Raw genomic sequence first — 23,221 nt, 5'->3', positions numbered from 1 at the left:
GACGCTTGTGCTAATCAGCGTGCGCCTCGGTCTCAGATTGATCCTCGCCCAGCGGATCTCGGGCCAGGTTGGCGAACTGGTGCAGGTAGGCTCGTGAACTGTCCTCGGTGAGCCGATCAGAAAGGCTCTCAATTAAGAGCTCGACATCCGCGTTGAGCTCTACTGGCTCAAGCGCGTTCTCTTCGGCCTGCTGGAAGATCACGTCGTTCAGCGCGTTAAGATCCGCTCCATATGCGTCTCTTACCTCCTGCCGCTGAAGAACAGACGCCACCGGCCGAGAGTCGATTTGATCCGATGGACCATTGGCCTGTTTGGGTCGAACGCTCCGATGTGCCGGTGAGCCCGAATAGACATTGCGGCTGAGCTTCTGCTCGTCGATATCGAGATCGAAGTCACCCTCACGAGCAGCACTAGTAGCGTTCGGCACGCCGCGCTTTCGTTGCCCGCTCGCCGGATCACCCTTTCGCTTGCCTCCCGGCTGCTTCTGCTTTTCCTCCCGCACCTCCTCCTCTGTCACACCGGCGTCGCGTGTCTCGTCGAGATCCAGGCGATGACGCAGCTCGTCGAGCGAGGAGATGTAGACGTGGCGGATACCATCCTTGACGACGAAGCGCTCAAAATGGATATCAGCGCCCGTCGCGGGCGAGGCCGCCGCAGCTGACCTGCTGTCGGCGATTGTCCATTCAACCGGCTCCATGCAAGGTCTTTTCACCGGCTTGAACTTTCGCACTTTCGAGAACATCCGCTCTCCGCCGGAATCAAGCTTCATAATGCGCATCAGCGGCATGCCCGTGACCTGCAGGATCGCCTCTTCCGGCTTCATCATTATCAGCGTATTGACGGGAAGGAGATCGACAGAGACAGGCACCTTCGATATCGACCGCTGCCTTCGGCCGTGACGATGCGAATAGGACGATTGCTCGACCCACTCCGTCGTCTTGCCGGCAGCCATCGAGACTGCCGTCGCATCTTCCTGGTTCTGAAAATTCATGAAGAGCTTGATCGTCGAAGCGCCCATCAGGATCTTTTGGCCGGAGCGCTGGTACAGCCTTTCAAGCTGCGCGCCATCCTGAAGGATGAAGACGAAACGCACGCCATTCTTGCGGATCAGCGGGGCGAGCGTCAGAACGGTATCGATCCGGCCGCCATTGCCGAACTCGTCGAGCATCATCAGGACTTCGTGCTCACCGTTGCGCAATGGCCCCATCTGCACAAGCTTATCAGCCATCTGCTGGATGAACATCGAGATCAGCCGCTCATAGATCTGCATGGCGTTCCAATCAGCCTGGACGAAAATCACCAATTTCCGCTTCCTGATTGTGTCGATCGGGATGGTGGTGATGGAGGTCAGCGCCTCGACCAGAGGGTTCTGCAGAAAATTGAGCTTGGCGACGATCTCTGCGGCAATCCCCTCCCCGAGCTTTTCATGCCGGCCGGCGAATTTGGTCAGCTGCATGCGAGTCTGGTCTGAGAGAACCGGCTCATAATTTTCCAATAACTGGATGATCGCCTTGCGCTCGTCCGACATCGAATTGAGAATGCGGTAGAGCTCGCTGAGCGACTTGCGGGTGTCAGGGCATTCGAGCACAAAACCCAGCATCGCGGTCAGCAGGATCCTGGCGCTTTCCTCCCAGAAATCGGAGGAATCCGATCGCAGCCGCTCCGGCAGCAGCATCTGCGTAAGCTTCTGAAGATCAGTGATCCGCTGGTTCGGTTCCTCACTGATCAGGTCGAGCGGATTGTAGCCGTCGGTATATTTCGAGCCGGGCGCCAGCAGGAAGACCTCGTATCCCCTGTGTTTCAAGTAACCGGAGGTCTCTTCGAACAACTCGCCGCTCATGTCGAGAACGACCTGCGATCCCTGAAAGCTCATCATCGTCGGGATCACAAAGCCCCGCGATTTGCCCTGCCCCGGCGAACCGATCACCATGACGTGCTGGTCGCCATCGTTGCGCAAGAGCAGGCCTTGCTTCAGCCCAAGGACGATGCCGTGCTTGTCGCGCAGCCGGAAATCAGCGGCGTCTTTCAAGGTGGCCAACCGCGCTTTACCCATGATCATCCGCTGACGTTTCTGGATTGCCGCGCCGATCGGAAATCCGACGATGGCACCCGCGGCAGCGAGGCCCGCGAGGGCTGCGAGCACCGTCTGTCGAGACGGCTTCTGATAGGCACCGGCTGCATCCGTCGCCCCGAACGGCGCTTGATACATGGCGGCCAGATGATTGCCATAATAGCTGGCGATTTCGGCATGTTCGCCGGCCTTGGTGGCAACGAGATAAAAGGCCACGCCGTAGACGATGACGCCGGCATAAGCGGCGGCGAAGATGAGAGCCGTGTGCGCAAGCAGGCTGAACATCGACCGGACATGCAGGAGATAGAGGATCTTGCGCGACAGCGCCCTTCCGCATTTCAGCATCCAGAGGCAAGCCAAGAAAAACAGGAATGGCAAGGCAAGGGCGAAGGCCAGAAGCGAAAGTCCGACCGTGTTGCGGACATGGATGATCGACCAGGTATAGCGGACGGCGTCGATTAAGCGCGCCTGCCCGACATAGTCGAGGTAGGACGAAGAGCCGAACGAGGTGAAGTAGGCGTCGTAGATTAGCGTGAAGAATGCGAGCCAGAGGACAGCGACTCCGAGTAGTGCGACGGGCAAGGTGAACAACGATGCCCGCTGCAGGCCCGTCCACTTCGGACGGTCAATCTCTGTGTGCGTGGATACGCTTGCCATTTTCGTCCACCTCGTCGGCAAAGTAGATCTCGCTGACGCCGCGGCCGCCGGCGGCATCGCTCTTCTTCAACTGGACCACGATCGGGATGATCGAGCGGATGTATCGGATGATATCGTCGCGCTCCATGCGCACGTTGCTGTTGAGCACCAGCGTCGACAGCCGGTCGAACGCGTGGTGCGGTGAGTTTGCGTGGATGGTCGACATCGAACCTGGATGCCCTGTATTGATGGCGTTCAAAAAGTCGAAGGCCTCGTCGCCGCGCAACTCGCCCATGAAGATCCGGTCCGGTCTGAGACGGAGCGCCGTGGCCAGCAGATCGCCCATCGTCACCCTCGCCTCGCCCTGGCCACCCTTCGAGACCAGCAGCGACACGACATTCTCTTGGCGCGGCTCCAGCTCGGCAGTGTCCTGCATGAGGATGAAGCGCTCGTGGTTCGGAATAGCCGTGAGCATCGTATTTAGAAACGTGGTCTTGCCGGTGGAGGTGCCGCCCGAAATCAGCATGCTCCGGTGATTGATCGCTGCGAGTTCCAGGAAGGCGCGAACCTCGCCGGCCCGCAGCAGGCGCGACAGCTCGACATCGATGTCGTCGATGTAATCGTCGCCGGTCACCTTAGCGAAGCGGAACGCGCCAGCCTTCTCATAGTCGGTCAAATCGAAACGGCGGATGAACTGCTTGCGGATGGAGAACGCATGGCCGGTTGCCGAGGTCGGGTTCAGCACGAACTGCACGCGCTCGCCATCGACGAGCGTCGCCGACAGCAGCGGATGTTGGGCGTTGACGGTTTGCCTGGTGAACGAGGCGGCGCGCGAGGCCATATGTCGGATCGCGTCCTGATCGAGCCCCTCCACGTCCTGCCTCACCATGCTGAGCTGGCCGATACGCTCGAGCCAGATCTCATTGCTGCGCTGGCAGGAGATTTCTACAACACTGGGATCGTCGAGGAACGGCCGGATCGGCTCGATCGCCTCCGACAGAAAATGCTGTTCGGCAGAAATCGACGGGCGCGCGTTCATTTGCCGAGCCTCTTTCTGCGCAAGCGCTCGAATTCTTCGCGCACCGGGTCCGCATAAAGCCCGGCGAAGTCGAGGTCGCGCGTCACGAACACATTGATGTCGGACCCCTGAGGGATATGGATCGTCGGCCGGATATTGCGGCTGTCCTGGAAGGCTTCCGTCCCCAGCTGCTGGATGCCGGAAGCGATGGTCTCGGCGGCGATTTCGCGGGCACGATCCTGAGTCTCGCCATTGTCTTGTGGGATGCGGGTGACGCTGCCGTTGTCGTTAACGATGGTAATATCGCGATCCTGCTTCTGGCCAAGCTGGGCGATGTATTGGGTGGCGCCACCGATCAGCGTCATCATCGCCGGCGGCCCGAACCGTTCCCAGTACTTGCGGTCGACGACACCCGTTATGCCCGAGCGCCCAAGCCGATCGGTGCCATAGGAGCCGAGCTGAACCGTAACGCCGTCTCCTCGGATCATCCGTGTCCAGACGATCAGGATCCGCTCCTGTCCCCGCTCGACGCCGGATTTATAATCGCCGATCAGGGACGATCCGGCCGGTATAAGGATGCGACGGCCATCGAACGAATAGACATCGTCGCGCACAATCCCCTTTACCATGCCGGCGAGGTCTGAATTGATGGCCGTCTCCAGCGTTCCGCGGATCATCGTGCCCTGTGGGATCCAGGCGTCCGTGCGGAGGTTCTCGGTTGCGACTGAAACTTCGACACCCTGCCCGCCCATCGCCTTCAGGAACGCACGATCGTTGTCAACGGCACTGCCGCCATTTAAGGCTGCTGCCGTTTGGGGCCCGGATGGATCGCCGGCGCCGAAGGGCCCTACACCTGTAGCATCGGCCCGCGCCGCGCCGGTCCTCTGATCCGATTGATCGAAGACCATGGCGGAGGAGCGAACCCGCTCCTCCAGCTTGGCTTGCCGTGCAAGCTCAATGCAGCGAGGACTGTCCGGGTTCTTGCCTCTGGTGCAGTCAACCTCGGCCGGTGGCAAAATGGGAGCAGCCGCCGGAACGACGGGAGCTGGCGGCGGCGGCGGCGGTGGTGGTGGCGCCTCCGGAACCACGACCGTCGGCAGCGGCGGCGGGGCCGGGGTTCTGAAACCCTCATTCCTCGGCGTCTGGACCGGACGGAACTCTTCACGCGGTGTCGTGTCGATCGCCGGCTGCCGCTCGCCACCGGCAAGGAGAAAGTAAAGGACGACGCCTATGCCGGCAATGGCCGCGATAACCGCGATCGGCCGCATGAGACCGATGCCGCTCCGCCGGACCGGGCCGCCGATTTCGTTGTCGGTGTCGAGCGAATGATAGTTTGGATCCGACATGGCGCGCGTTCCTAATGTTGAGCTTGTTGCGGGGAACCGCCGGCACCAATCCGCTTTGGCGCAACCGCACCTTCGATCGGCGCCGGAATATCGGCGGGAACCGTTCGAAGATTGAACAGGCAGGTCTCGTCTTCGGTGCCATAGCGCAGCGACCACTGCCGCGAGACGGTGTCGATGACGATATAATCGGCCTCGCGGCGGTAGTTCACGAGGCTCTCGCGCCGCTTCCGGTCGACGATGAAGATCGCCGGAATGTCGCCGGTGAACTTCATGAAGGTCTTCAATCCGTCGTCGAACACCCAGAGCGGCTTTGCCGTATCGCTTCCCTTGAAGCCATAGTCGTAGTTGACCTTGTCGCGCCGGATGTTCTTGAGGTTCGGGTTGCGCTCAGCGTCCTGAGCCTGCTTCCAGAGTTCTGCCGTTCCTTTCAACCCAGCATCTTCCGGGTAAGTGAACTGCAGCTTGAAGGTTTGGTTCTGGATCACCTTGCTGTCGTTGACGCGCAGATCGAAAGAATAGGTCCGTTTGGTCGTTACGACCGAGAGATTGGTAGCCGCGTCCTTTTCCATCGGCTTCAAGGTCAGGGAACGTCGGTTAGCTGAGGTCAGGATCTGCCAGGAGACGGTGTCGCCGGCAACGACCTGGGTGATCTCCTCGTCAGCGCCGAAGAGGATCGTCGTCACCATCCCGTATGTACCGGTCACCAGGAAGACCTGCTCGGCCGAATAGGGAAGCGAGCGAACCCGAGGATCGAGCCTTCCCGGACGTGCGACCAGTTCGGCATGGCCGACCGTGGTCCCCAGCAGCAGTAGGAATGAAAGCGCCGCCATCCGTTTTATCATTGGGCGGGCCCCGACGGCATGGTTTCCGGAACCCTTGCATATTCGGTGACGACAAAGCCAAGCGGATTGTACAGACGAACCCGGTTGCTGGCGGGAAGATTGATCTGCCGGTAGCGCACCGTGGCAGACCAGCGATTGATGACATCGCCACCGCGCTGGCGCTCCCGCGTCTCAAATCGGACGGCCATGGTCGACGAATTGAGAGGATTGACCGACAAGATTTCCGGCCGAATGTCGCCGGTGGCACCCAGCGTCTTTACCGGCCCTCGCGGGTTGCTCGGGTTCATCCACGCCTCATACTCCTTGAAGGCGTCCGAGTTCGGTTCCGACCAGAGCGCGATCATATCAAAGTTGTCCGAGAGATAGCGAGGGTCGTAGGTCTCGCGGCGGATGACGTAGTTGCCGACGAACGACGCGCGAACGGCCTGGATCTCCGCGACGCTCGACCGATCCTTGTCGAGCGTGGTCACCGTTTCCATGTAGCCGGTGTTCTTGTCGACAATCAGGGGCACCACCTCGGTACGGACAAGCGGAAAGAGTTGCGCCACCGAAAAAGAGAGTATCCCGGCGATAGCCCAGCCGGCTACGGCGAAGGCAAGCAGGATGAGACCGATCAAGGTCCGAAGCGAGCGGTTCTTCTCCCCCCAGGACCGGTGCAGATCATAGATTTCCTGTGGCCCGGGGACATGGTCGGTCGGCGCAGGTGTTATCCGTCTTCTGAACAATGCCAAGTGTTACCCTCAAATTTCGGTGTCTCGTTCACTCGCTGTTGCGGCGGCGATTGGTCAGCATCCGGCCGAGCGTCCCGACGCCGGCCACACTGCCGCGGCCGGCAAGCGCTGCCGCCGTCAGGGCGCCTCTCGGACCACTCAGCATGCCAAGGGCGACGGCCGCCGCCTGCCCCGTCCTCGAATTGCTTGATGCAAGTGTTCTGCGCGCGGCGCTGTAACCGGTATCGACACCGCCGCCACCCGGCACGCCGGAGATCGCCGTGCCGTAGGAAAAGGTTCTGGCGAAGTCGGGAACCTGGAAAATGAAATAGGAGATCAGCGCCAGGTAAAGCACCATGGCAAGCACGATCGCGAGTGCGTTTTCCTTGGTCGCCATGTCGCCGTTGATGGTGTCCATCATGCCGATAAGAAAGCCGAAGGAAAGACCGGCCATGATATAGGTGAAGAGCAGCATGAACATGCCGTAGGCAATGCCCCTCACCCACGCATCGAAGACAAACCGCGTGATGCCGAAAAAGTAGCAGAGGATGGCAATCGGCCCGATCGCCAGCATGACGGCGGTGATCATCTTGGCAAACAGCGTCACGCCGGTAAGGATCAGCAGCATTGGCAGCAGCCCGAACACAAGAACGATGAACACGACCACAGCGCCGGTGACATTCGGAAGCCAGCCGGATTCATAGGAATTGAAGAGTTGCATGGCGAAGTCGTAGACCTTGCGCGCCATGCTGGCGACCTGCTGGGCAAGATCGGACCCGGCCGACTGCCCGCCCATTGCCGAGGAAATAGCCGAGCCAAGATCCTGTGGCGAGGACAATACGAACTGGCCGATATTGTCGTAGAAAGTGGCCCAGGACATGATCAGCGCATAGGCGAGCGCGATCTTGAAGGCCGTAACCGCCATGTCCTGCAGGGATACGCTCGACAGTCCGAGGGCACCCCAAATGAAATAGAGGATCAGGAAGATCGCCAGGATGCCGGAGACAAGATTGCTGTGCTGAGCAAACATGCCCCACGCGCGTTCAAGCGAGGCTTCGTTGATCTTGTCGAAATATCTGAGCGCGTCGCCATAGAAATTGATCGCGTAGCTGACTGGATCCATGTCGCATCCTAATTGACAGGCCGCATTGGGCCGCAATCATCCGTGACGGCTCTCGCCAGCGCCTGTTCCGGCGGCGCTGGTTGCGGGGCTCTGTCATAGCCGAGCGCCGGCACGGGGTTTTCGTCGGCCGAGCATTTCGCCAGCTGTTCGTATTTGCCGCCGCAGCCACTGAAGGCCGCGCAACAAAACGCGAGGATGAGGGTCAGCCTCACTGCTCCTGCTCCTCGAACGCCTTCAACTGACCGCGAACCGAGGCCCCCAGTTGCTGAGCGCCCCCATCGCGCATCACGCTGTCGGGAAGCGGTGCGAAGGTCTTGAGGTTCTGCGACGAAGTGGCGAGCGCCGCCTTATATTGCTGGTTCAGCAACATGACCTGATTATTGAGCGAGCCGACCGCTTCGTTGGCGGTCTGGTTGCCCTGCAGCACCATCTGGGTGTTTTGTTCGAGCGCACCCTTCAGATCCTGAGCCGTACCGATCTTCTCGGTTGCCTGCATGAACGAGTTCTGCCGATCCTTCGTTGCGCTGTTCATCGCATCCGTCAGCGCCGTCATCGTCGTCAAGGCATTGACCCCCTGCGAATAGGCCTGGTTGGCGCCGGATAGCTCACCACCCTTGACGGTATCGACCACCATCTTCACCAGGTTGAGGCCGTTGATCAGTTTGGCGGCCGTGTTCTGAAACTGACCACTGATGCCGCCGAACACGGCCTGATTTCCCGACAGGATCGATCCGAAATCCGGCGCCTGCCCCATGCTGAAGCCATTGCCGGTCGCAAGTTTGGCAAACTGGCTGGCATCCTGACTGCGATCGCCTGTGATCGCCTGCAGGGTCTTCGTCGTGTTGTCCTTGACGACCGAGGTGTCCTGCTGGATCTGAGACGACAGTCGCTTGATGTCCTCACTAAGCGAAATGTTCTCCGAATCCTTGACCGGGACCTGCGCGTCAGCGTGCGAGACGGCGACGATGCCAAGGGCTGCCGCGATGACGAATCTCTTCATGTGCCTAACCTCTCTCGTCCGTTCAGTTTGCTGTTGGTCTGGCATCGACGACCGTCACCAGGCCCAATACGGGATCTTGCATCGCCGAGAAGGTCGCGGTGTCGCCACTGGCGCGTGCCTGTTCCTGAAGGTCGTCAAGCCAGCGCTGGATCTGCTCGGTCGTGGCACTCGACGGCACGGCAAAGCAGCGGGTGCCGCCGGTGTCGACGATTGTCGATGGGCATTGGACTTGCGCCATCACGAGCGAGCCATCGAAATCCTTCGAATTGCCGCCGCCGGAGCCACGCAGGTTCGCCGACGACGATTGCAACCCGGCCTGAAGGCGCTGCAGATATTGCTGGTTTGCCTCGGTCGATTTCTGCACGAACGCGTTCCACACCGATCCGCGCTCGACCTGCGCCTGCGTGTTGCGGTCGACAGCCTTCTTCAGCTGCTCGCCGCATCCCTGGCTGTCGCTGACGGTTTCGGGCGCGGCATTATTGCCAGCCGGTGGGGTCCGGTCGCCATTTTGCGCCTTGTTGCGGCTGTAATAGGCGGAGACCTTTTTGACATAATCCTGGGTCTCGGGAATATTGGGGATCTGTCCGTTCTGCAGCGACTGGCGATAGGGCCCGGAATTGTAGCCGGCGGCGATCAGGTCGTAGCGGTTACCGAACATTCCCTGGAGCTGTTTGATATATTTGACGCCGCCTCGAATGTTATCCTGCGTGTCATAGGGATTGACGCCCAGCTGTCCGGCGGTTCCCGGCATCAACTGCATGACACCGGTGGCGCCGACGGCCGAGCGCGCCGATTGCCGGAAACGCGATTCCTGTTCGGCGATGGCGAGCGCAAAATTGGGATCGACGCCCTGGCGGATCGCCTCGTCCTCAACCATGCGGGCGACTTCCTGCTGGCTCGGCGTCCGCTGCGATGATTCAGCCGGCGCGGCCTCACCCGCCATGCCCTCTGCCGAGCAATCGGCGGGCGCGCCGGAGCCTTGGCCAGGTGCTACACTGTCCGTCGTACCGCCCGAGGCGCCTTTCAGTTTCCTGGTATCGGCCTGATAGCCCTGGTACCAGTTCAAGGTCGCCTGCTGGATCTTCTGGCGGGCGTTGTCGATGACCGGAACCTGAGCGCGGGTCAGCGCGGGGGTCATGACTGTCGCCAGCGCCAGCACGCCGGCCGTCGCCAACTCAGGAAGCCTTGCGTTGTTCATCGGCCGCTCCCACCTCCCAATCGCAGAATTTCGACAGCCAGTTTTTCGGATCGTCTCCGTATTCGTCGAGCAGCATCTCGACCTCGCGAACGGTCTCCTCCCGCCCGGACAAGACCTTGATGAACTCCGGCATGTGGGACATGTCGACACGCGCGATCACGCTGCTCTTCGCCTGCTTGATCAGCATGAAACGCGAGCTCGGGTCGCCGTTCTTGACCCATTCGAACTCCGCCCTGGAGAGCCCGAAGTGCTCGATGTAGGAGTGCTCGTCAGCCTTCGGGTTGGCAAAGAAGATATTGGTCGACGTCTGTTCGATGATCGTGCGGCTGACGCTGGACTGCACGACGTCGTCGGCCGACTGCGTGCCGAAGATCACCAGACCGTTCCTTTTCCGGATGGTCTTGAAATAGTCCTTCATGGTGCGCTTGAACTCGTCGTCGTCGAGCAGCTTCCAGGCTTCGTCCATCAGGTTGATGATCGGCGCCTTGCCGTCATAGATCTCGTCCAGCCGATGGAACATGTAGAGAAGGGCTGCGGTGCGCACCGTCGGATCGTCGAGGATCGAGGTCATGTCGAACCCGATCATCGGCCTGGAAATATCAAGACTGTCGTCGGCATTGTCGAAGAGCCAGGCGTAGGGGCCGCGATCGACCCACTTGTCGAGCCTTGCAATCAGGCTCCCCTCTGTCCTCTCGCTTCCGGCCAAGAGGGCACGCAAGGATGAGAGCCGCCGGTACGATCTGTCTTTTGTCTTGAGCACGGACTTGATCGCGTTGCGAATGATCGCTTCTTCCTGCGGCGTCAGGCTCTCGCCGTCCTTTGACGGCCTCAGCATGAAGCTCAAAAGCCCGTACAGGAAAACGCGGTTTTCCTCGGTATCGTCGAGCAGCAGCGGGTTCCACCCAGACGGTTTGCCGGGCTCCAGTGTCATGTATCGGCCGCCCGCCGCCCGCACCATGATGTCGAGGCCGCGGTCCTTGTCGAAGACGATCGTCTTCAGTCGCGGGCTGACGCGGTAGGCCTGCAGGATCAGGAACGCCATGATGACTGTCTTGCCCGAACCCGTTGGTCCGAAGACCGTCGTGTGCCCGACGTCGCCCTGGTGAAAGTTGAAAAAGAAGGGCGTGCCGGACGTCGTCTCGAAAATGGTGATCGCCGGTCCCCAGTGGTTTCCGTCCGGCTTGCCATAGGGATAGGCGTGAAAACTGCTCAAGCCCGCGCAATTGAGCGTCGAGATGAGAGCGCGCCGCGCAATATAGGCCTGGTTGCCAGGCAGTTGCGCCCAATAGGCGGGTTCGGCGTTCAGGTCCTCTCGGACATACGAGGCGCCAAGCGCCCCCAGCTCGTTTCCGATCAGCGCAACCGCATCATCAAGCTGGGTCGTTGTTTTTGCCACTGGCATGACGGTGAGGTGATGCTCGGTGAAGGCTACGCGTTTGCGTGCAAGCTCGTCGCGGGCGATGTCGAGATTGGCCTGCACGCTGGAGCCGCCTTCATCGGCCTTCGACATCTGCCGATCGAGCCTTTCGATGCGGCTGCGGGCAGCCATGTCGTCGATGAACGACATCGACTGGGTCAGCACCATCTCGAAGGGCAGCTTGAGGATATAGTCAAGCATGCCGGCGCCGGTCTCGGGCGGATATTCCTTCAGCGACACCATCGCGGCATAGCGATCATCGCCGGATGTTTCGCCTTGGAGATGGATGATCCGGTTGCCGATCGACGTCCGCCGCGCCGGCAGCATCTCGTCGATCGGTATATTGCCGAGACGGATCGGCCGAACCCGGCCGCCGTTCAGCAGTGTGTAGAAGAACTCACATTGCTCCGAGAACCAGATTGTTCGCGTGCCTTCCTCAAGAATCGCGTCGTCGGAGATGGTCCGGTAGATCGTCCTTCCGTCGCCAAGATCGACCTCGGCCCGCCGCACCTCGCGCAAGACTTTCGGACCGTAGGCGGCAAGCGATTTTTCCAGGGCCCTTGTTGCTTCGACAAGCTTGTCGCGCATCGCACGAAACTGCTCCCTGCGCACGACATTGCCGCCGATGCCCATGACACGGGACAACGCCGGGCCTTGTCTGAACAGCGGCCGAACGACCAGGGAGACATAGGTGTCGTTGACGAACATCTCGTTCCTGGAGATGCTCGACTGATAGACGTCGTCGAGACGTCGCATGAAGGGATCGGCGAAAGCCGATGGCAGCGACGGCGCGACCTTGCGGCGGACGACGTGGGTGTACAGCGCAAAATTGCCGATCGACGAGATCGCGCGGAACGCGGCGTTGCGCTGCCGCTGCAGCATGTTGATCGTCTCGATATCGGCGGTCTCAAACGAAAAGCCGGTCAATTGCACAGTGGAGACCAGGCAGTCGTTCTTCAGTCGGATAATGCCGTTTTCGATCGGCACATAGAACGGGACATGTGTCGATATGCTGCGGTCGGCGAATATCTCCCAACCTTTCGACAAGCTCCCTTTCAACGATCTCGCCATGGTGCCCATCGATCACGCCCCATAGGTCCTGATGCCACCGCCGAGCCTTCGACCCAGAGGATTGACGCCGCACATACTGAGCCGGCCGACGATCTCGAAAAACCACAGGTCGAGCTTCACCGTCAGCACATAGAGAATGATGTGAAGGATCACGAAGGAGCCCGGGAACCAGAGGATCGAGCCCAAGATCATGAACACCATCAGCGAGATGAAGCATTCCGCCAGAAAGTATGTGTAAGGGATTCCCATGACCGTCGGCGGCCGTGTCAGAGCGAGGATGACCGGATGGCATTCGATGTAGTCGTCTCCGCCGTCGGTATTGCCGCTGAATGTCGCCATGATCACGACCCACTGCCAGCGAGGAAGTCGACCAGTTCGGCGGCAGCAAACATGCCGGCAAGGCTTCCCCCGACCCGAAGCAGGGCGCCCCAGGACCAGTATCCGAAGGCTGCGGCGAGAAACATGCCGATGAAGGCGATCGCTCCGACCGAGCGGCCGAAGGGGCCGGTGAAGAACTGCACCAGCCGGTCCGCGGCGTTTTGCAAGGCATCGAGGTTCTGCGCCGCCGCTGGCTCGAACTGGCTGACAAGCAGGATAAGGCTGGCCGCAAACACCAGCGCGGCATTGCCGACCCACTTGCGCTTTGCCCTCGAACGCCAGGCGACGCTGCCATAAAGGACTGCCACTGCGATTATATTCATCAATGCACCTCTTCCTTGACGATTTTAACCGGACTGCCAACGTGGGTCGGTCCGTCTTCCTTGGGGGAGTGGTTCGCCGCTGTGAGCGGATCTGCAACAGAAAAAACAAGCATCGGCGACTTTGCGCGGTCGGCAGTTCCTGCCCGGCGCTTCAAGCCGGACTCCGAGGCGGATGACAGGCTAGGCGTGCCCGTAGAGGTCGCCGCCGGTCCAACGTAGAACCCGACGACACGCGTGACATAGTCGGCGGTCTCTTGGATCAGCGGCAAGGAGTGGCGAAGATCGACACGAGGCTCACCGGCATTATAGGCAGAGGCGACAAGCACAGGATTGCGATACTTGTCGATGAGAGCACGAAGGAATCGCGTGCCGGCGCGGATATTCTGTTCGGGATCGGTGAGATCGTTCGCACCAAAGGCTGCACCGATCCGCGGCATCACCTGCATCAAGCCGACGGCACCGGCGGAGCTGACGAGGCGTGGATCGAAGCCGGCATTTTCGGCCCGCATGATCGACAGCACCCAGTTCGGATCAACGTCTTCTGCAGCGGCGATCGCCAGTGCGAGTTTTGCATATTCTTTGGGAATGCCGGAAAGCAAATCGGGTCGGGGCTGTATCGACGACAGGTCGCCATCGGCTTTCGACGCGGTCTGCGGATCGACGATGTGAGGGGACGGCGTCTGCTCAAAGGAGAAGACGTCGATTGGCGAATGCACCGTGCGTTCGCGGCGCGTATTCGCGCTACTAGCCGCTTCTCCTGGTAATTTCGCGCGACTGTCTTCAAGCTCTTCCACCGTGTCCAATGAAAGAACGCCGGGTCCAATCGGATGTCCATCTTTCGGCGCGTCAAAGCGCTGACTGAAGCTGACCCAATCGATTGTCGGCTGTGGCGGCTGCTTGGCTGCAACGGCCAGACTTGACGCGGCGATTGGGTTCAACCGGGCTGCCACTCTCCCCACCCTCTCAGTCGTGATACCGCCAGGCCTACCGGCCTGAGCAGGCGTTTCCGAATAGGAGGGCAGATCGTTGTCGCGAGGGTCGGAAGCGAAACCGGTGAGCAGGAAGCCCGACATTCCAGCAACCCACAGTACGCTTCGCGACCATGCCTTTTGCGGTCTCTTCACGGGCGAAAATGGGATGCGATCCATGGCCGAACCAGTCCAAAATTATACTGCGGTATAATATTTTGAACTGCATTCCGTTACGGAAATCAACCTTAAAGTTTCACTCGGGTATAATTAATGGCAGCAGTAGCGATGGCCGGGGTGCTCGTTTCCTGAGCAAATTCAGTCGTGTAGCCGCGACCATTTATCTGGCATCCAGCGATATTGGATCTGTTCGCGATCGCCCAGAACACGCGCCAGGCGCACCGCAGTGCCTCCTTTGATCAACACCGGACTGACATCCGTTCCTGATCGAGGCTCATAGATTCGGCAGACGAAATTGGGCAATTCCTTCTGGATCCTCGAGACCGGATAGCAGGACGCGACCTGATAGCGGCTGTCACCGCCACTGATATTAAGACCCATCTGCTGGACAGGACCGAGGCGTTGGCGTCCGAACTGGGTACCATACTCAAGCTGGCACTCGACGATATTGCTGGCATAGGCTCTGCAAGCGGTGAGGCTGAGGTAAGCAAATGGGACTGGGGGCAGCGGTCGCGGTGGGTGTATCAGGCCGCCACATCCGGACAACAGGATCACTATCGCCAAAGATCCCGATCGCGTTTTGGAAATCCGCATCGTGTTGCTTTCTAATTTTCCTGCCGATATCCGGCATGGGCAAGGGTTTCGAGAAAGAGATCACGGGCAAGCCGGCAGTAGGGTGATGATGGCTGTGCCAGGTGGAGCTGCGTCAGGACCAGTCCGAGATTGGAAATAGTGGCCACTACGACCGCGAGGTCATCATGGAGGGTGTCACGGAAGATCTCCCGACCCTCATGACCTTTCACGGTGATGGCGTAGTCATTACGCGCGATGCTGTGCCACAGTTCGACGGTACCGGTTTCGCCGCCTGCGCTTTCCGCATCGCAAATCAGCATGAGCGCGTAATCTGGATGCGGCAGGCCGCTTTCCTCGATTGACGTGCCGCCATGGAATTCCGTCAACACAACGCGCGATGCGAAGAGCAGCATCCGTTCGTTGACCAGCAGACGTCTCTGCCCAAGGCGGACGAAGCCGTTCATGGCGCCAGAGCGGGTAGTGGCAGGTGAAAGACTCTCTCCGCAATGCTCACAGATCGACAGCAAGCGATCGTTCTTGAACTCGAACGCGCTGTGAAAGCGGTTGACGATGAACTGCTCGATGTTCTCCGTCCGACCGCCCAGCCACTCGACGAATGCAAAGGCCCCAAGCAGTGACCACGGCTGCTTCAGAACATCCTTCTCCGAGGCGAGGTCGGCAATGACGAGGCTCGATGGCCCGACGACAATGCTGGCGGACCGGGTCTGTGCGCCGCAGCCCGGGCAATCAGTCGATATCGGAACTTTGTACCATTCCTTCGTCAGTAGAGATCGATTGTGTGTCAGACGAGAACCGGGCTCCTGATAGGCGGTTCGATTACCGCAAGCGGGACGCCGGACCTGGGTACGAGTTCCCTACCCAGAGGTCAGCGTTCAAAAGGTGAACTTATACTTCAGTATAATTTATCATCCAGATGCGGAGAACTCAAGGCTCCTTCGCCGGGCTCGCCCGTTCCGCATTGATGCTGGTTTCTTGGATGCCAACCCTTCATTCGAGGTTTCGAATTTCGCTGTCCATCCAGCCGCAGAATTGCCGAACAGCTCTCGATTCCGAGCGGCGCGCTACTAACGATGTGTACCGCTCTCGACCACCTCATGGCGCCGATTGAGTGGCGTGTGGCGCAGTTTGCATTGCCGGCGGGCTGCGGTCTATATACCGAATCTTCTATTTCAGTGTTGAAGAGCCCGGCCGGGAGTATCCCAATGACACGCAATCAAACCTTTTCTATGGATATCGGGTGGCAAGCATTGCTTAAGGACTTCGGTGTCCAGCCCGGCCATGTGCTGCGTAGGGCTGGCCTTCCTGAAGACCTGTTTTCGCGTGAGGGACATGGCCTAACTACGGAGGAGTATTTCCGTTTTTGGCGGTCCTTGGAGGCGGAGGCCGGTGATGTCATGTTTCCGTTGCGGATCGTTGAGACCGTCTCAGTGGAATCTTTCGATGCGCCTCTGTTCGCAGCGCTATGCAGCGCCAACCTGATGCAAGCGGTGCAGCGCTTGGCGAAATACAAGCAGCTTTTGGCGCCCATGAGTCTCGAAGTCGAGGTGAGCAATGGCGGGGAATTGACGGTTTTGCCTCGCTGGCTGACCGTACAGATGCAGGTGCCGTTTTCATTGCAAGTGGCCGAAATCGCATTCTTTGTGCGGCTCGCTCGGCTCGCTACCCGCGAGCCGGTCAAGGCGTTGCGCGTAGCGCTTCCAGTACTCCCTCCGAGCCCTTATTCTCGGCGCTACGAGAACTTCTTCGGCGTTCCCGTGCAACAGGGGACTGCGCCAAGCATCACCTTTTCGGCAGCAGATGTGTTGCGCCCGTTCCTCACCGTCAACGCAGGCATGTGGCGCGTTTTCGAGCCCGACTTGCGCCGCAGGCTTAGCGAACTGGATGCGACCGCCACGACAGCCGAACGCGTGCGTGCAGTTCTGCTGGAGCTGCTGCCGAGTAATGCGGCCACCATCGAGAAGGCCGCTAAACGCCTTGGCATGAGCAAGCGTACGCTGCAGCGCCGCCTGGAGAATGAGGGAGAGAACTTCCGCGCCATAGTCAATGCCACCCGAGAAAACCTGGCACGCCACTACTTGACTAACACCAAGATGTCCGGTGGCGAGATCGCCTTCCTGTTGGGCTTCGAGGATCCCAATTCCTTTTATCGCGCATTCCAAGGCTGGACTGGGCAGACGCCCGACAGTGCCCGCAACGCCATCCATTTGAACTGAGGAAATCATCCAAGGTGCCCGCTGACGTTAGCAACTGAAGTTTGGCGTAGTTTGCTTGGAGACTGGCGCGAATCGCTAGGGAGCTGATGCCTCCCGCTGCGTACAGTAGGCAGCACAGAAGGCGAACCAAACCCCAAGCCGCCATGCACATCAAATTCTCGAACCGTGGATTTTAGAGATGAATACGAAAGTTGCACTCGTCACAGGCGCATCGTCCGGCATCGGCGAAGCCACCGCCCTCAAGTTGAAGGCCCTCGGCTACACGGTTTACGCCGCAGCGCGCCGCGTGGACCGGATGCGTGCCCTAGCGGGCGCTGGCATCAACATCTTGGCTATGGACGTGACGGATGACGCCTCGATGCAGGCGGGCGTCCAGGAAATCATCGACAAGTCGGGCGGTATCGACGTCCTGATCAACAACGCCGGTTATGGCTCCTACGGTGCCGTAGAGGACGTACCCCTCGACGAGGCCCGCGCGCAGTTCGAGGTCAACGTGTTCGGTGCCGTGCGCCTTATTCAGTTGGCCCTGCCGCACATGCGCAAGCGGCGCTCGGGAACCATCGTCAACATCACCTCGATGGGCGGCAAGATCCACACGCCGCTGGGCGCCTGGTACCACGGCACGAAGTTTGCGCTCGAGGCGATCAGCGACTGCCTGCGCCTGGAGGTGCAGCCTCTCGGCATCCACGTGGTGGTCATTGAACCAGGCGGCATCAATACCGAGTGGGCTGGAATTGCTGCGGAGAAGCTGCGCGAGACCTCTAGCGAGGGCGCTTATGCCGGACAGGCCGATGCCGTGGTCAGGGCGATGGTGAGCGAAGCCAACCGCAAGCGCATGTCACCGCCTGATTTGATCGCGGATACGATCGGCAAGGCACTCAGCGCCCGCCGTCCAAAGACGCGCTATGCCGTCGGTTTCGGTGCCAAACCCATGATCTTTCTGCGCCGCCTGCTCTCCGACCGGGCCTTCGACAGTTTCATTCGCATGGCTATGGGGATTCCGCGTAAAGGCGTTTAAGACGGTGATGAGCAATTCCCGGGTGTTGGGAACCGGCTGCCCACCGGCATTTCGGGCGCCTCGATGTCGTGCTGAACAGCGCAGGCTACGCACTGGTCGGCGCCATCGAAGAAGCGAAGCTGGAAGACGTGAAGGCGGAGTTCGCGACCACCTTCTTCGGGCGACATCGTGCTGGAGCCGTCGGCAATCATAAGGCCCTCCCGAATCGATTGATGAATCTGCCTCATATCTACAAGCGCACTGGCACCACTAATTCCGCTTCGCCCTATTTGCTAGTTGTTAAGCGAGAATGAGTATCCGGCGAAAGCTCGCCAGAAGCAGAGGCTGAACTGACGTTGCTCAAGCGTTTGATCGGATGACGCAGCATGTCCAGTCTACCGTGCACCGCAGATCGCTAATTGCATCTGCGACCGTCCAACTGAAGCCGGAGATCTGGAAACGAATCGTTCGGTACATCTCCGGGTGTGCCGCGCATCTCTGGTACGCAACAGGATTCATGCGGCAATGAAAATAAAGATTGGATTCTTTGGGGTCGCATTACTGGGCGGGCTACTGGTTTTTGCCGTCGGCTATCTCATGCTACCTGAGGGGATCGGAGCGACACCTGCTCATGCTGAGACGCGTGCAGCGACTTTCCCCGAACTGGAGAAGCTCGTACACTATACTACCGTGCGCCGCGGGATAACACGCGAGCACATGCTTACCAACCAGACCGCACTCGACGCTATCCAGGCAGGGAAGCCGGTTCCGACCGGAACCCATGTCGTTCTGGTCGATCACCAGAGTGACGTCCTGGCCCGGTATCTCGTCGCCGAAAAAACAGGAAACGACCCCGACGACTGGGCGTATCAAGCATTTAATCCAGACCGGTCAATCAAGACGGATGATGAGAGTCCGGCACGCTGTTATTCCTGTCATCAATCCCGTCAGGACCGGCAATACATGTTCACCTTCAACGATGCGCGCAGTTTCGAGAACTAGCGCCTTAGCTTCCCATTCAAAGAGTACCTCATCGTGAAGTCGTCCCCTCTTATCAATCGTCTCTTGCTGCCCGGCGCAATGGCGATTCTGCTTTTGCTTTCGCTGGCCTATTGGTGGCTCGAAAACGTGCCTCACGAGATTTTCGGCACCGCGATGTTCGCCTTGCTCGCCTACCACATCGTGGTGAACCGGTTCTGGTTCAAAAATCTATTCACGGGCCGATATGATCGACGCCGCGCCTTCGTTGTCGCCCTCCATCTGGCTTTGATCGTCAACATGATCATCATGCTGGTTACCAGCGTCGTGATCTCGAAATCGCTGTTCAGCGCGCTCCCCATTCCCGACAGCATCTACCTGCGGGAAGTCCACTGGTTCTCGGCCTATTGGATGATGATCATTGTCGGCATCCATCTTGGCCTCCACTGGGCGCGCGTGATGGCGTTAAGCCGTTCGATCCTGGGGCTTTCCCCTATTTGCGCCGTTCGGACGCTCTTGCTACGGATTGCTACCGTTCTTCTCGCCGGGCTCGGCGTGTGGAGCTTTTCGGTGCTCGGTGTCTGGACCAAGCTGACCTTCACTTACAGCCTCGATGTCTGGAACTTCAAAACCTCGGTAACGCCATTCTTCGGACACTGGGCGGCCGTGGTGGCGCTTCCGGCGATCGTCATGCACTATGCAATGGCGAGCTGGAGAAACCGGCAGCGTACACGGCCGGCAACTGGCAGGCTACGAAAGGCGTCACGGGGAGAAGTCGCGCAAATGCCTTGAGAGATCGGCGGGCTTCCTCTTGAAAGCGAGCTATGGCTTGGACAGCGCTGCACGACCGCATCGCCATCATGACTCCGCAATCGCACCAGATCGGTCCGCTACGTCGCTCCCTCTACGCACAACGGCGCTTGGCAGCCGTCCTTCCATCCTAGCACTACGTGCGATGGCGCAACGCTTCGACGATGGCGACGAAAGCCGGCGAGGACTGACGACGGCTCGGATAATATATGTAGTAACCATCCCATTTTGGGCTGAAGTCCTGGAGCACACGCACCAACCGTTTCTTCCCAATATGCGGCAAGGCGACATCCTCAGGCACATAGGCCAGACCGAATCCCGCAACCGCCGCCTCGACAGCCTGGTACGAGTTGTTGAAGACGAGCTGTCCCGTAACGCGGATTTTGATCTCCCGCCCCTGATCCTCAAACTCCCACGCCCAGAAGCCCCCACTGGTGGGAAGGCGCTCGTTAATGCAAGTGTGCCGGATGAGGTCTTGGGGGTGCTGCGGTTCCGAATTGTTCTTGAAGTAGGATGTCGCCCCTACCACCGCGAAGCGGAAGTCGGGACTGATACGCGCCGAGATCATGTCCTTCGCGAGTTGCTCGCCCATGCGAACGCCGGCATCGTATCGCTCTGTCACGATATCGGTGAGGCCGTTTTCGCGCAGAAGCTCGACCTTGATATCGGGGTAGTTGGGCAGGAATTTTTGAAGTTTCGGCCAGAGAACGGAATTGATCGCGTGGTCGGGGGCCGTAATGCGGATATTACCCGCGGGCTTGTCGCGTAAATCGCTCAGCGCGTCTATCTCCGCGTCTATCTCGTCGAAATGAGGGCCGATTCCATTCAATAGCCGCTCTCCGGCCTCGGTCAGCGAGACGGCTCGTGTCGTGCGCGTGAGGAGCCGAACGCCAAGCCTCGTTTCAAGCCCCCGGATGGTATGGCTCAAGGCCGATTGGGAAATCCCGAACTTTGCGCCGGCTTTGGTGAAACTTCTTTCCCGGGCGACCGCCAGGAAGGCAAGCAGATCATTGACATTCTCGCGCGACACTCATGAGTCCTCTTCATGTTATGATCTGATTTATAACGCCTAATCAGGCTGCGGAACAATCATTGGGTTAAAGCTCGTGCGCAAGAGAACTTCACGAACAAACCCCATTCGATGCATTTGCAGGTACGTCTTTGCTTGACGGCACTAGCGATGCCCACCCGACTGGGGCGAGACCCTGAACGACCACCGAAGTCGATCTCGCCATCCTGGGTGGCGGAGCCGCGGGTATTGCGGTGGCCCTGCGCCTCCCGCCAGTGGTTTCTCGACCTGGTTGCTGGACGGGTCGAGCTGCCTTGGCGGCGGCGTCTGGCCCCAGGCTTGCAGCTTCCCCTCGGTTGCGGATGGATCCACTCGGCCGATCGTAATCTCTGGACAGCCATTGCCGAAAAGGCAGGCTTTGCGATCGATCGGAGCGATGCTGGATTAGGCAGGCAACATGCAGATCTCGGCTTTCTCCGGAACAGCAGGTCGCTGGTGCAAGGCAGCAGTCATGTCTGGGAACAGCAACTGCCGCGCCTTGTCTCGATGAGCGACAGCGCCGAGGATCCCTTGCTACCGGGGGCCGAATGGAACCCGTATGTCCATGCGGTCCGCGGCTTCTCCAACGGTGTCGCACCGGATCCTATGTCGGCGGCTGACTATCTCGCCTATGAGCAGCGCGCAGCTATCGCAATTGGCGAGCGCCGGTGGCCTATAGGACCTTGATCTCCGCAAGGCTGCCATCGACTACGGCCGTCCGCCTCGCAACACCGGACGAGGGCGAGCACCGCTACTGCCTGACGATCACCATTACCAGCTAGGACAATGCACGCCTGCCACCGCAATCCCCCACGTATCCACGAACGTGCTCGTTGCCCGTCAACCGGCCTGCCTTCAGCCATCGATCCATCGCGCCCTCCCACAAGCGTCATTCCGCTCGCAAGCGATGAGAAACTGTTCCTCCAGATCGACGGCCAGGCCCTTTTTCCGCACGAGCCCATCGCATCGAGGATCCTAGGACACCCGGACCTGCGACTACTATATCCGCCCGTACGGCTGGCCTGTTATCGAATGTTGACTGGGTGACAGCGCCAGGGTCGTTTCTGTGGAAGGGGTCGTCGCCGCGTTCGACCTGGTCCTCGAATAATTGATCAAGCTCGTGGGCTTCGGCGTCCGCTTGAAGCTGGAAGGTTTGGCGGCATCCGACTGGAGCCGCTCGAGACGGTTCGGCGGCGCCTATAGCTGCGCCTTGCCCCGTCATTCGCAGGGGCGACAAATTCCTTTCCCGTTCCTGGGAAGGCAGAATCTTCATTGCCGACAAAGCGACCCGGGGGCATGGTTTTTCTACCGCACATGGTGCCTACGACAGCGGCTTACGTGCGGCCGACGAAGTGCTCGCGGCGCTTCAGCCGTGCGAACTGCTTTCGCTGCGAGGCTGAAACCTCGCACGCTATCGCCGCCAGCGGTTGCGCGGTGCGGTCCATCGACAAAAAGAAACCCGAGTGGAACATCCCCTCGGGCTTTATCGCGTCACGATGCATCAGCCCCGCCCAGGACTCAGTTTTGGGCAGGGCCTTTCGATCCGCTCACCAGGGCAGGACCTGCTTATCCTGATAGAAGCCGCCGGTGCCGCTGTCGGCGGGCAGATCGATGACATGCAGGATGCTGGCTGCGCCCTCGGCGACGGGCCGTCCGCCTTCGCCGCCCAGTTCGGTTGCGGTCCAGCCAGGGCTTGCGGCATGGACGGTGATACCCTCGTCAGCCAGTTCAGCGGCAAAGACCCGCGTCAGGGCGTTGAGAGCAGTCTTGGATGTCGCGTATGCCGGAACGGCCGCGCCCATCCGATCGAGCGACGCAGCCTCGCTGGACACATTAACGATGCGCGCCGCCTTTCCCTTGCGCAGCAGCGGCAGCACTGCCTGCGTCACGCGCCAGGCGCTGAAGAAATTGGTTTCCAGTGCCTGCTGGGCAACCGCGAGATCGGCTGTGGACGCCTTCTGGCCGTAGTCGTAGATCCCGCCCGCGTTGTTGACCAGCACGTCAAGGCGGCCATAGCCCGCTTCAATTTTCTCGGCCGCAGCGCTGATACTGGCAAGGTCCGAGGTGTCGAGCTGAATCGGGTGAACGTCGCCGCCAATCTCTGACGCCGCCTTTTTTGCGGCGCCCGCGTCGCGGGCGCTAAGCAGTACGGTGTCACCGGCTGTGGCAAGCTGCGCGGCAAGTTCGCGGCCGATGCCGCGGTTCGCGCCAGTGATGAGGATGATGCGGGTCATATCTGTATCTCTCCTTGAAATAGTGGTTGAGGCGGCCGCGACGAGCAGTGACTTCGGTCGCCTGTC

The 23,221-nt window shown here is 59.8% G+C and carries 24 protein-coding genes; 6 read left to right on the top strand and 18 right to left on the bottom strand.

Annotation, left to right across the window (positions count from 1 at the left end):
* Window positions 1-10: 10 nt before the first annotated feature.
* From FHX10_RS32410 to FHX10_RS35355, 15 genes are all read right to left on the bottom strand, one after another.
* Window positions 11-2,728, bottom strand: coding sequence for a type IV secretory system conjugative DNA transfer family protein (locus tag FHX10_RS32410; RefSeq protein WP_132575235.1), 2,718 nt, complete (start codon window positions 2,726-2,728; stop codon window positions 11-13).
* On the bottom strand, window positions 2,697-3,746 hold the full coding sequence (gene virB11 / locus FHX10_RS32405) for a P-type DNA transfer ATPase VirB11 (protein WP_132575237.1): 1,050 nt from the start codon (window positions 3,744-3,746) through the stop codon (window positions 2,697-2,699). Before virB11 ends, FHX10_RS32410 begins: the two co-directional genes overlap by 32 nt.
* Window positions 3,743-5,071, bottom strand: a complete 1,329-nt coding sequence (virB10, locus tag FHX10_RS32400) for a type IV secretion system protein VirB10 (RefSeq protein ID WP_132575239.1) — start codon at window positions 5,069-5,071, stop codon at window positions 3,743-3,745. Before virB10 ends, virB11 begins: the two co-directional genes overlap by 4 nt.
* 11 nt (window positions 5,072-5,082) lie before the next feature.
* Window positions 5,083-5,901 carry a TrbG/VirB9 family P-type conjugative transfer protein gene (locus FHX10_RS32395; RefSeq protein ID WP_246781279.1) on the bottom strand — a complete coding sequence of 273 codons (819 nt, stop codon included), beginning with the start codon at window positions 5,899-5,901 and terminating at the stop codon, window positions 5,083-5,085.
* A gap of 8 nt (window positions 5,902-5,909) precedes the next feature.
* Complete coding sequence (locus FHX10_RS32390; RefSeq protein ID WP_246781278.1) at window positions 5,910-6,530, bottom strand: virB8 family protein; 621 nt, start codon at window positions 6,528-6,530, stop codon at window positions 5,910-5,912.
* A gap of 142 nt (window positions 6,531-6,672) precedes the next feature.
* On the bottom strand, window positions 6,673-7,746 hold the full coding sequence (locus FHX10_RS32385; protein ID WP_130815705.1) for a type IV secretion system protein: 1,074 nt from the start codon (window positions 7,744-7,746) through the stop codon (window positions 6,673-6,675).
* A gap of 8 nt (window positions 7,747-7,754) precedes the next feature.
* Window positions 7,755-7,958, bottom strand: coding sequence for a hypothetical protein (locus FHX10_RS32380; RefSeq protein ID WP_130815706.1), 204 nt, complete (start codon window positions 7,956-7,958; stop codon window positions 7,755-7,757).
* Window positions 7,955-8,746, bottom strand: a complete 792-nt coding sequence (locus FHX10_RS32375; RefSeq protein ID WP_132575245.1) for a conjugal transfer protein — start codon at window positions 8,744-8,746, stop codon at window positions 7,955-7,957. The genes FHX10_RS32380 and FHX10_RS32375 overlap by 4 nt, the downstream gene beginning before the upstream one ends.
* 22 nt (window positions 8,747-8,768) lie before the next feature.
* Complete coding sequence (locus FHX10_RS32370; protein WP_132575247.1) at window positions 8,769-9,944, bottom strand: lytic transglycosylase domain-containing protein; 1,176 nt, start codon at window positions 9,942-9,944, stop codon at window positions 8,769-8,771.
* Window positions 9,922-12,441 carry a VirB4 family type IV secretion/conjugal transfer ATPase gene (locus FHX10_RS32365; RefSeq protein ID WP_132575249.1) on the bottom strand — a complete coding sequence of 840 codons (2,520 nt, stop codon included), beginning with the start codon at window positions 12,439-12,441 and terminating at the stop codon, window positions 9,922-9,924. Before FHX10_RS32365 ends, FHX10_RS32370 begins: the two co-directional genes overlap by 23 nt.
* Before the next feature lie 3 nt (window positions 12,442-12,444).
* A complete protein-coding gene (locus FHX10_RS32360; protein WP_132575251.1) occupies window positions 12,445-12,771 on the bottom strand; it encodes a VirB3 family type IV secretion system protein in 327 nt (108 codons plus the stop codon).
* Between the two features lie 2 nt (window positions 12,772-12,773).
* Window positions 12,774-13,133: a TrbC/VirB2 family protein gene (locus tag FHX10_RS32355; RefSeq protein WP_130815711.1), complete on the bottom strand. Its 360-nt coding sequence runs from the start codon at window positions 13,131-13,133 to the stop codon at window positions 12,774-12,776.
* Window positions 13,133-14,206: a lytic transglycosylase domain-containing protein gene (locus tag FHX10_RS32350; RefSeq protein WP_132575253.1), complete on the bottom strand. Its 1,074-nt coding sequence runs from the start codon at window positions 14,204-14,206 to the stop codon at window positions 13,133-13,135. The genes FHX10_RS32355 and FHX10_RS32350 overlap by 1 nt, the downstream gene beginning before the upstream one ends.
* A 213-nt stretch (window positions 14,207-14,419) precedes the next feature.
* Entirely contained in the window at window positions 14,420-14,875 is a 456-nt protein-coding gene (locus FHX10_RS32345) for a hypothetical protein (protein ID WP_130815713.1), read from the bottom strand.
* An 11-nt stretch (window positions 14,876-14,886) separates the two neighbouring features.
* The gene (locus FHX10_RS35355; protein ID WP_245512479.1) at window positions 14,887-15,318 is read right to left on the bottom strand and encodes a hypothetical protein; all 432 of its coding nucleotides are present in this window, start codon (window positions 15,316-15,318) and stop codon (window positions 14,887-14,889) included.
* A 759-nt stretch (window positions 15,319-16,077) separates the two neighbouring features.
* Here FHX10_RS35355 and FHX10_RS32335 point away from each other — a divergent pair.
* From FHX10_RS32335 to FHX10_RS32315, 5 genes are all read left to right on the top strand, one after another.
* A complete protein-coding gene (locus tag FHX10_RS32335) occupies window positions 16,078-17,088 on the top strand; it encodes an AraC family transcriptional regulator (RefSeq protein WP_132575256.1) in 1,011 nt (336 codons plus the stop codon).
* Between the two features lie 178 nt (window positions 17,089-17,266).
* Window positions 17,267-18,106 carry an oxidoreductase gene (locus FHX10_RS32330; RefSeq protein WP_130815716.1) on the top strand — a complete coding sequence of 280 codons (840 nt, stop codon included), beginning with the start codon at window positions 17,267-17,269 and terminating at the stop codon, window positions 18,104-18,106.
* 68 nt (window positions 18,107-18,174) lie between these two features.
* The gene (locus FHX10_RS35350; protein WP_246781277.1) at window positions 18,175-18,399 is read left to right on the top strand and encodes a hypothetical protein; all 225 of its coding nucleotides are present in this window, start codon (window positions 18,175-18,177) and stop codon (window positions 18,397-18,399) included.
* Between the two features lie 211 nt (window positions 18,400-18,610).
* Window positions 18,611-19,087: a cytochrome P460 family protein gene (locus tag FHX10_RS32320; protein WP_132575258.1), complete on the top strand. Its 477-nt coding sequence runs from the start codon at window positions 18,611-18,613 to the stop codon at window positions 19,085-19,087.
* 33 nt (window positions 19,088-19,120) lie between these two features.
* Window positions 19,121-19,855, top strand: a complete 735-nt coding sequence (locus tag FHX10_RS32315) for a DUF4405 domain-containing protein (RefSeq protein WP_312862933.1) — start codon at window positions 19,121-19,123, stop codon at window positions 19,853-19,855.
* 154 nt (window positions 19,856-20,009) lie between these two features.
* On the opposite strand, the gene FHX10_RS32310 is transcribed toward FHX10_RS32315, so the two are convergent.
* Entirely contained in the window at window positions 20,010-20,903 is an 894-nt protein-coding gene (locus FHX10_RS32310) for a LysR family transcriptional regulator (protein ID WP_132575260.1), read from the bottom strand.
* Between the two features lie 1,217 nt (window positions 20,904-22,120).
* On the opposite strand from FHX10_RS32310, the gene FHX10_RS35720 reads away from it, so the two are divergent.
* Entirely contained in the window at window positions 22,121-22,321 is a 201-nt protein-coding gene (locus FHX10_RS35720) for an FAD-dependent oxidoreductase (RefSeq protein WP_132575420.1), read from the top strand.
* Here the strand turns inward: FHX10_RS35720 and FHX10_RS32300 are convergent.
* Window positions 22,256-22,423, bottom strand: a complete 168-nt coding sequence (locus FHX10_RS32300; protein WP_165932267.1) for a hypothetical protein — start codon at window positions 22,421-22,423, stop codon at window positions 22,256-22,258. The genes FHX10_RS35720 and FHX10_RS32300 overlap by 66 nt on opposite strands.
* Before the next feature lie 45 nt (window positions 22,424-22,468).
* Window positions 22,469-23,155 (bottom strand): SDR family NAD(P)-dependent oxidoreductase, encoded by a 687-nt coding sequence (locus FHX10_RS32295; protein WP_132575264.1) that lies wholly within the window; start codon window positions 23,153-23,155, stop codon window positions 22,469-22,471.
* Between the last annotated feature and the right edge of the window lie 66 nt (window positions 23,156-23,221).

The organism is Rhizobium sp. BK591 (genome assembly GCF_014195045.1).
GTDB classification, from domain to species: domain Bacteria; phylum Pseudomonadota; class Alphaproteobacteria; order Rhizobiales; family Rhizobiaceae; genus Rhizobium; species Rhizobium anhuiense.
This window is presented reverse-complemented; position numbering and strand designations above follow the sequence as displayed.

Bases quoted from the DNA above. Each gene is read 5' to 3' on its own strand.
- FHX10_RS32410 (WP_132575235.1), bottom strand. From the start codon at position 2,728: ATGGCAAGCGTATCCACGCACACAGAGATTGACCGTCCGAAGTGGACG.
- virB11 (WP_132575237.1), bottom strand. From the start codon at position 3,746: ATGAACGCGCGCCCGTCGATTTCTGCCGAACAGCATTTTCTGTCGGAG.
- virB10 (WP_132575239.1), bottom strand. From the start codon at position 5,071: ATGTCGGATCCAAACTATCATTCGCTCGACACCGACAACGAAATCGGC.
- FHX10_RS32395 (WP_246781279.1), bottom strand. From the start codon at position 5,901: ATGGCGGCGCTTTCATTCCTACTGCTGCTGGGGACCACGGTCGGCCAT.
- FHX10_RS32385 (WP_130815705.1), bottom strand. From the start codon at position 7,746: ATGGATCCAGTCAGCTACGCGATCAATTTCTATGGCGACGCGCTCAGA.
- FHX10_RS32375 (WP_132575245.1), bottom strand. From the start codon at position 8,746: ATGAAGAGATTCGTCATCGCGGCAGCCCTTGGCATCGTCGCCGTCTCG.
- FHX10_RS32370 (WP_132575247.1), bottom strand. From the start codon at position 9,944: ATGAACAACGCAAGGCTTCCTGAGTTGGCGACGGCCGGCGTGCTGGCG.
- FHX10_RS32365 (WP_132575249.1), bottom strand. From the start codon at position 12,441: ATGGGCACCATGGCGAGATCGTTGAAAGGGAGCTTGTCGAAAGGTTGG.
- FHX10_RS32360 (WP_132575251.1), bottom strand. From the start codon at position 12,771: ATGGCGACATTCAGCGGCAATACCGACGGCGGAGACGACTACATCGAA.
- FHX10_RS32355 (WP_130815711.1), bottom strand. From the start codon at position 13,133: ATGAATATAATCGCAGTGGCAGTCCTTTATGGCAGCGTCGCCTGGCGT.
- FHX10_RS32350 (WP_132575253.1), bottom strand. From the start codon at position 14,206: ATGTCGGGCTTCCTGCTCACCGGTTTCGCTTCCGACCCTCGCGACAAC.
- FHX10_RS32345 (WP_130815713.1), bottom strand. From the start codon at position 14,875: ATGCGGATTTCCAAAACGCGATCGGGATCTTTGGCGATAGTGATCCTG.
- FHX10_RS35355 (WP_245512479.1), bottom strand. From the start codon at position 15,318: ATGAACGGCTTCGTCCGCCTTGGGCAGAGACGTCTGCTGGTCAACGAA.
- FHX10_RS32335 (WP_132575256.1), top strand. From the start codon at position 16,078: ATGACACGCAATCAAACCTTTTCTATGGATATCGGGTGGCAAGCATTG.
- FHX10_RS32330 (WP_130815716.1), top strand. From the start codon at position 17,267: ATGAATACGAAAGTTGCACTCGTCACAGGCGCATCGTCCGGCATCGGC.
- FHX10_RS32320 (WP_132575258.1), top strand. From the start codon at position 18,611: ATGAAAATAAAGATTGGATTCTTTGGGGTCGCATTACTGGGCGGGCTA.
- FHX10_RS32300 (WP_165932267.1), bottom strand. From the start codon at position 22,423: ATGCATCGTGACGCGATAAAGCCCGAGGGGATGTTCCACTCGGGTTTC.
- FHX10_RS32295 (WP_132575264.1), bottom strand. From the start codon at position 23,155: ATGACCCGCATCATCCTCATCACTGGCGCGAACCGCGGCATCGGCCGC.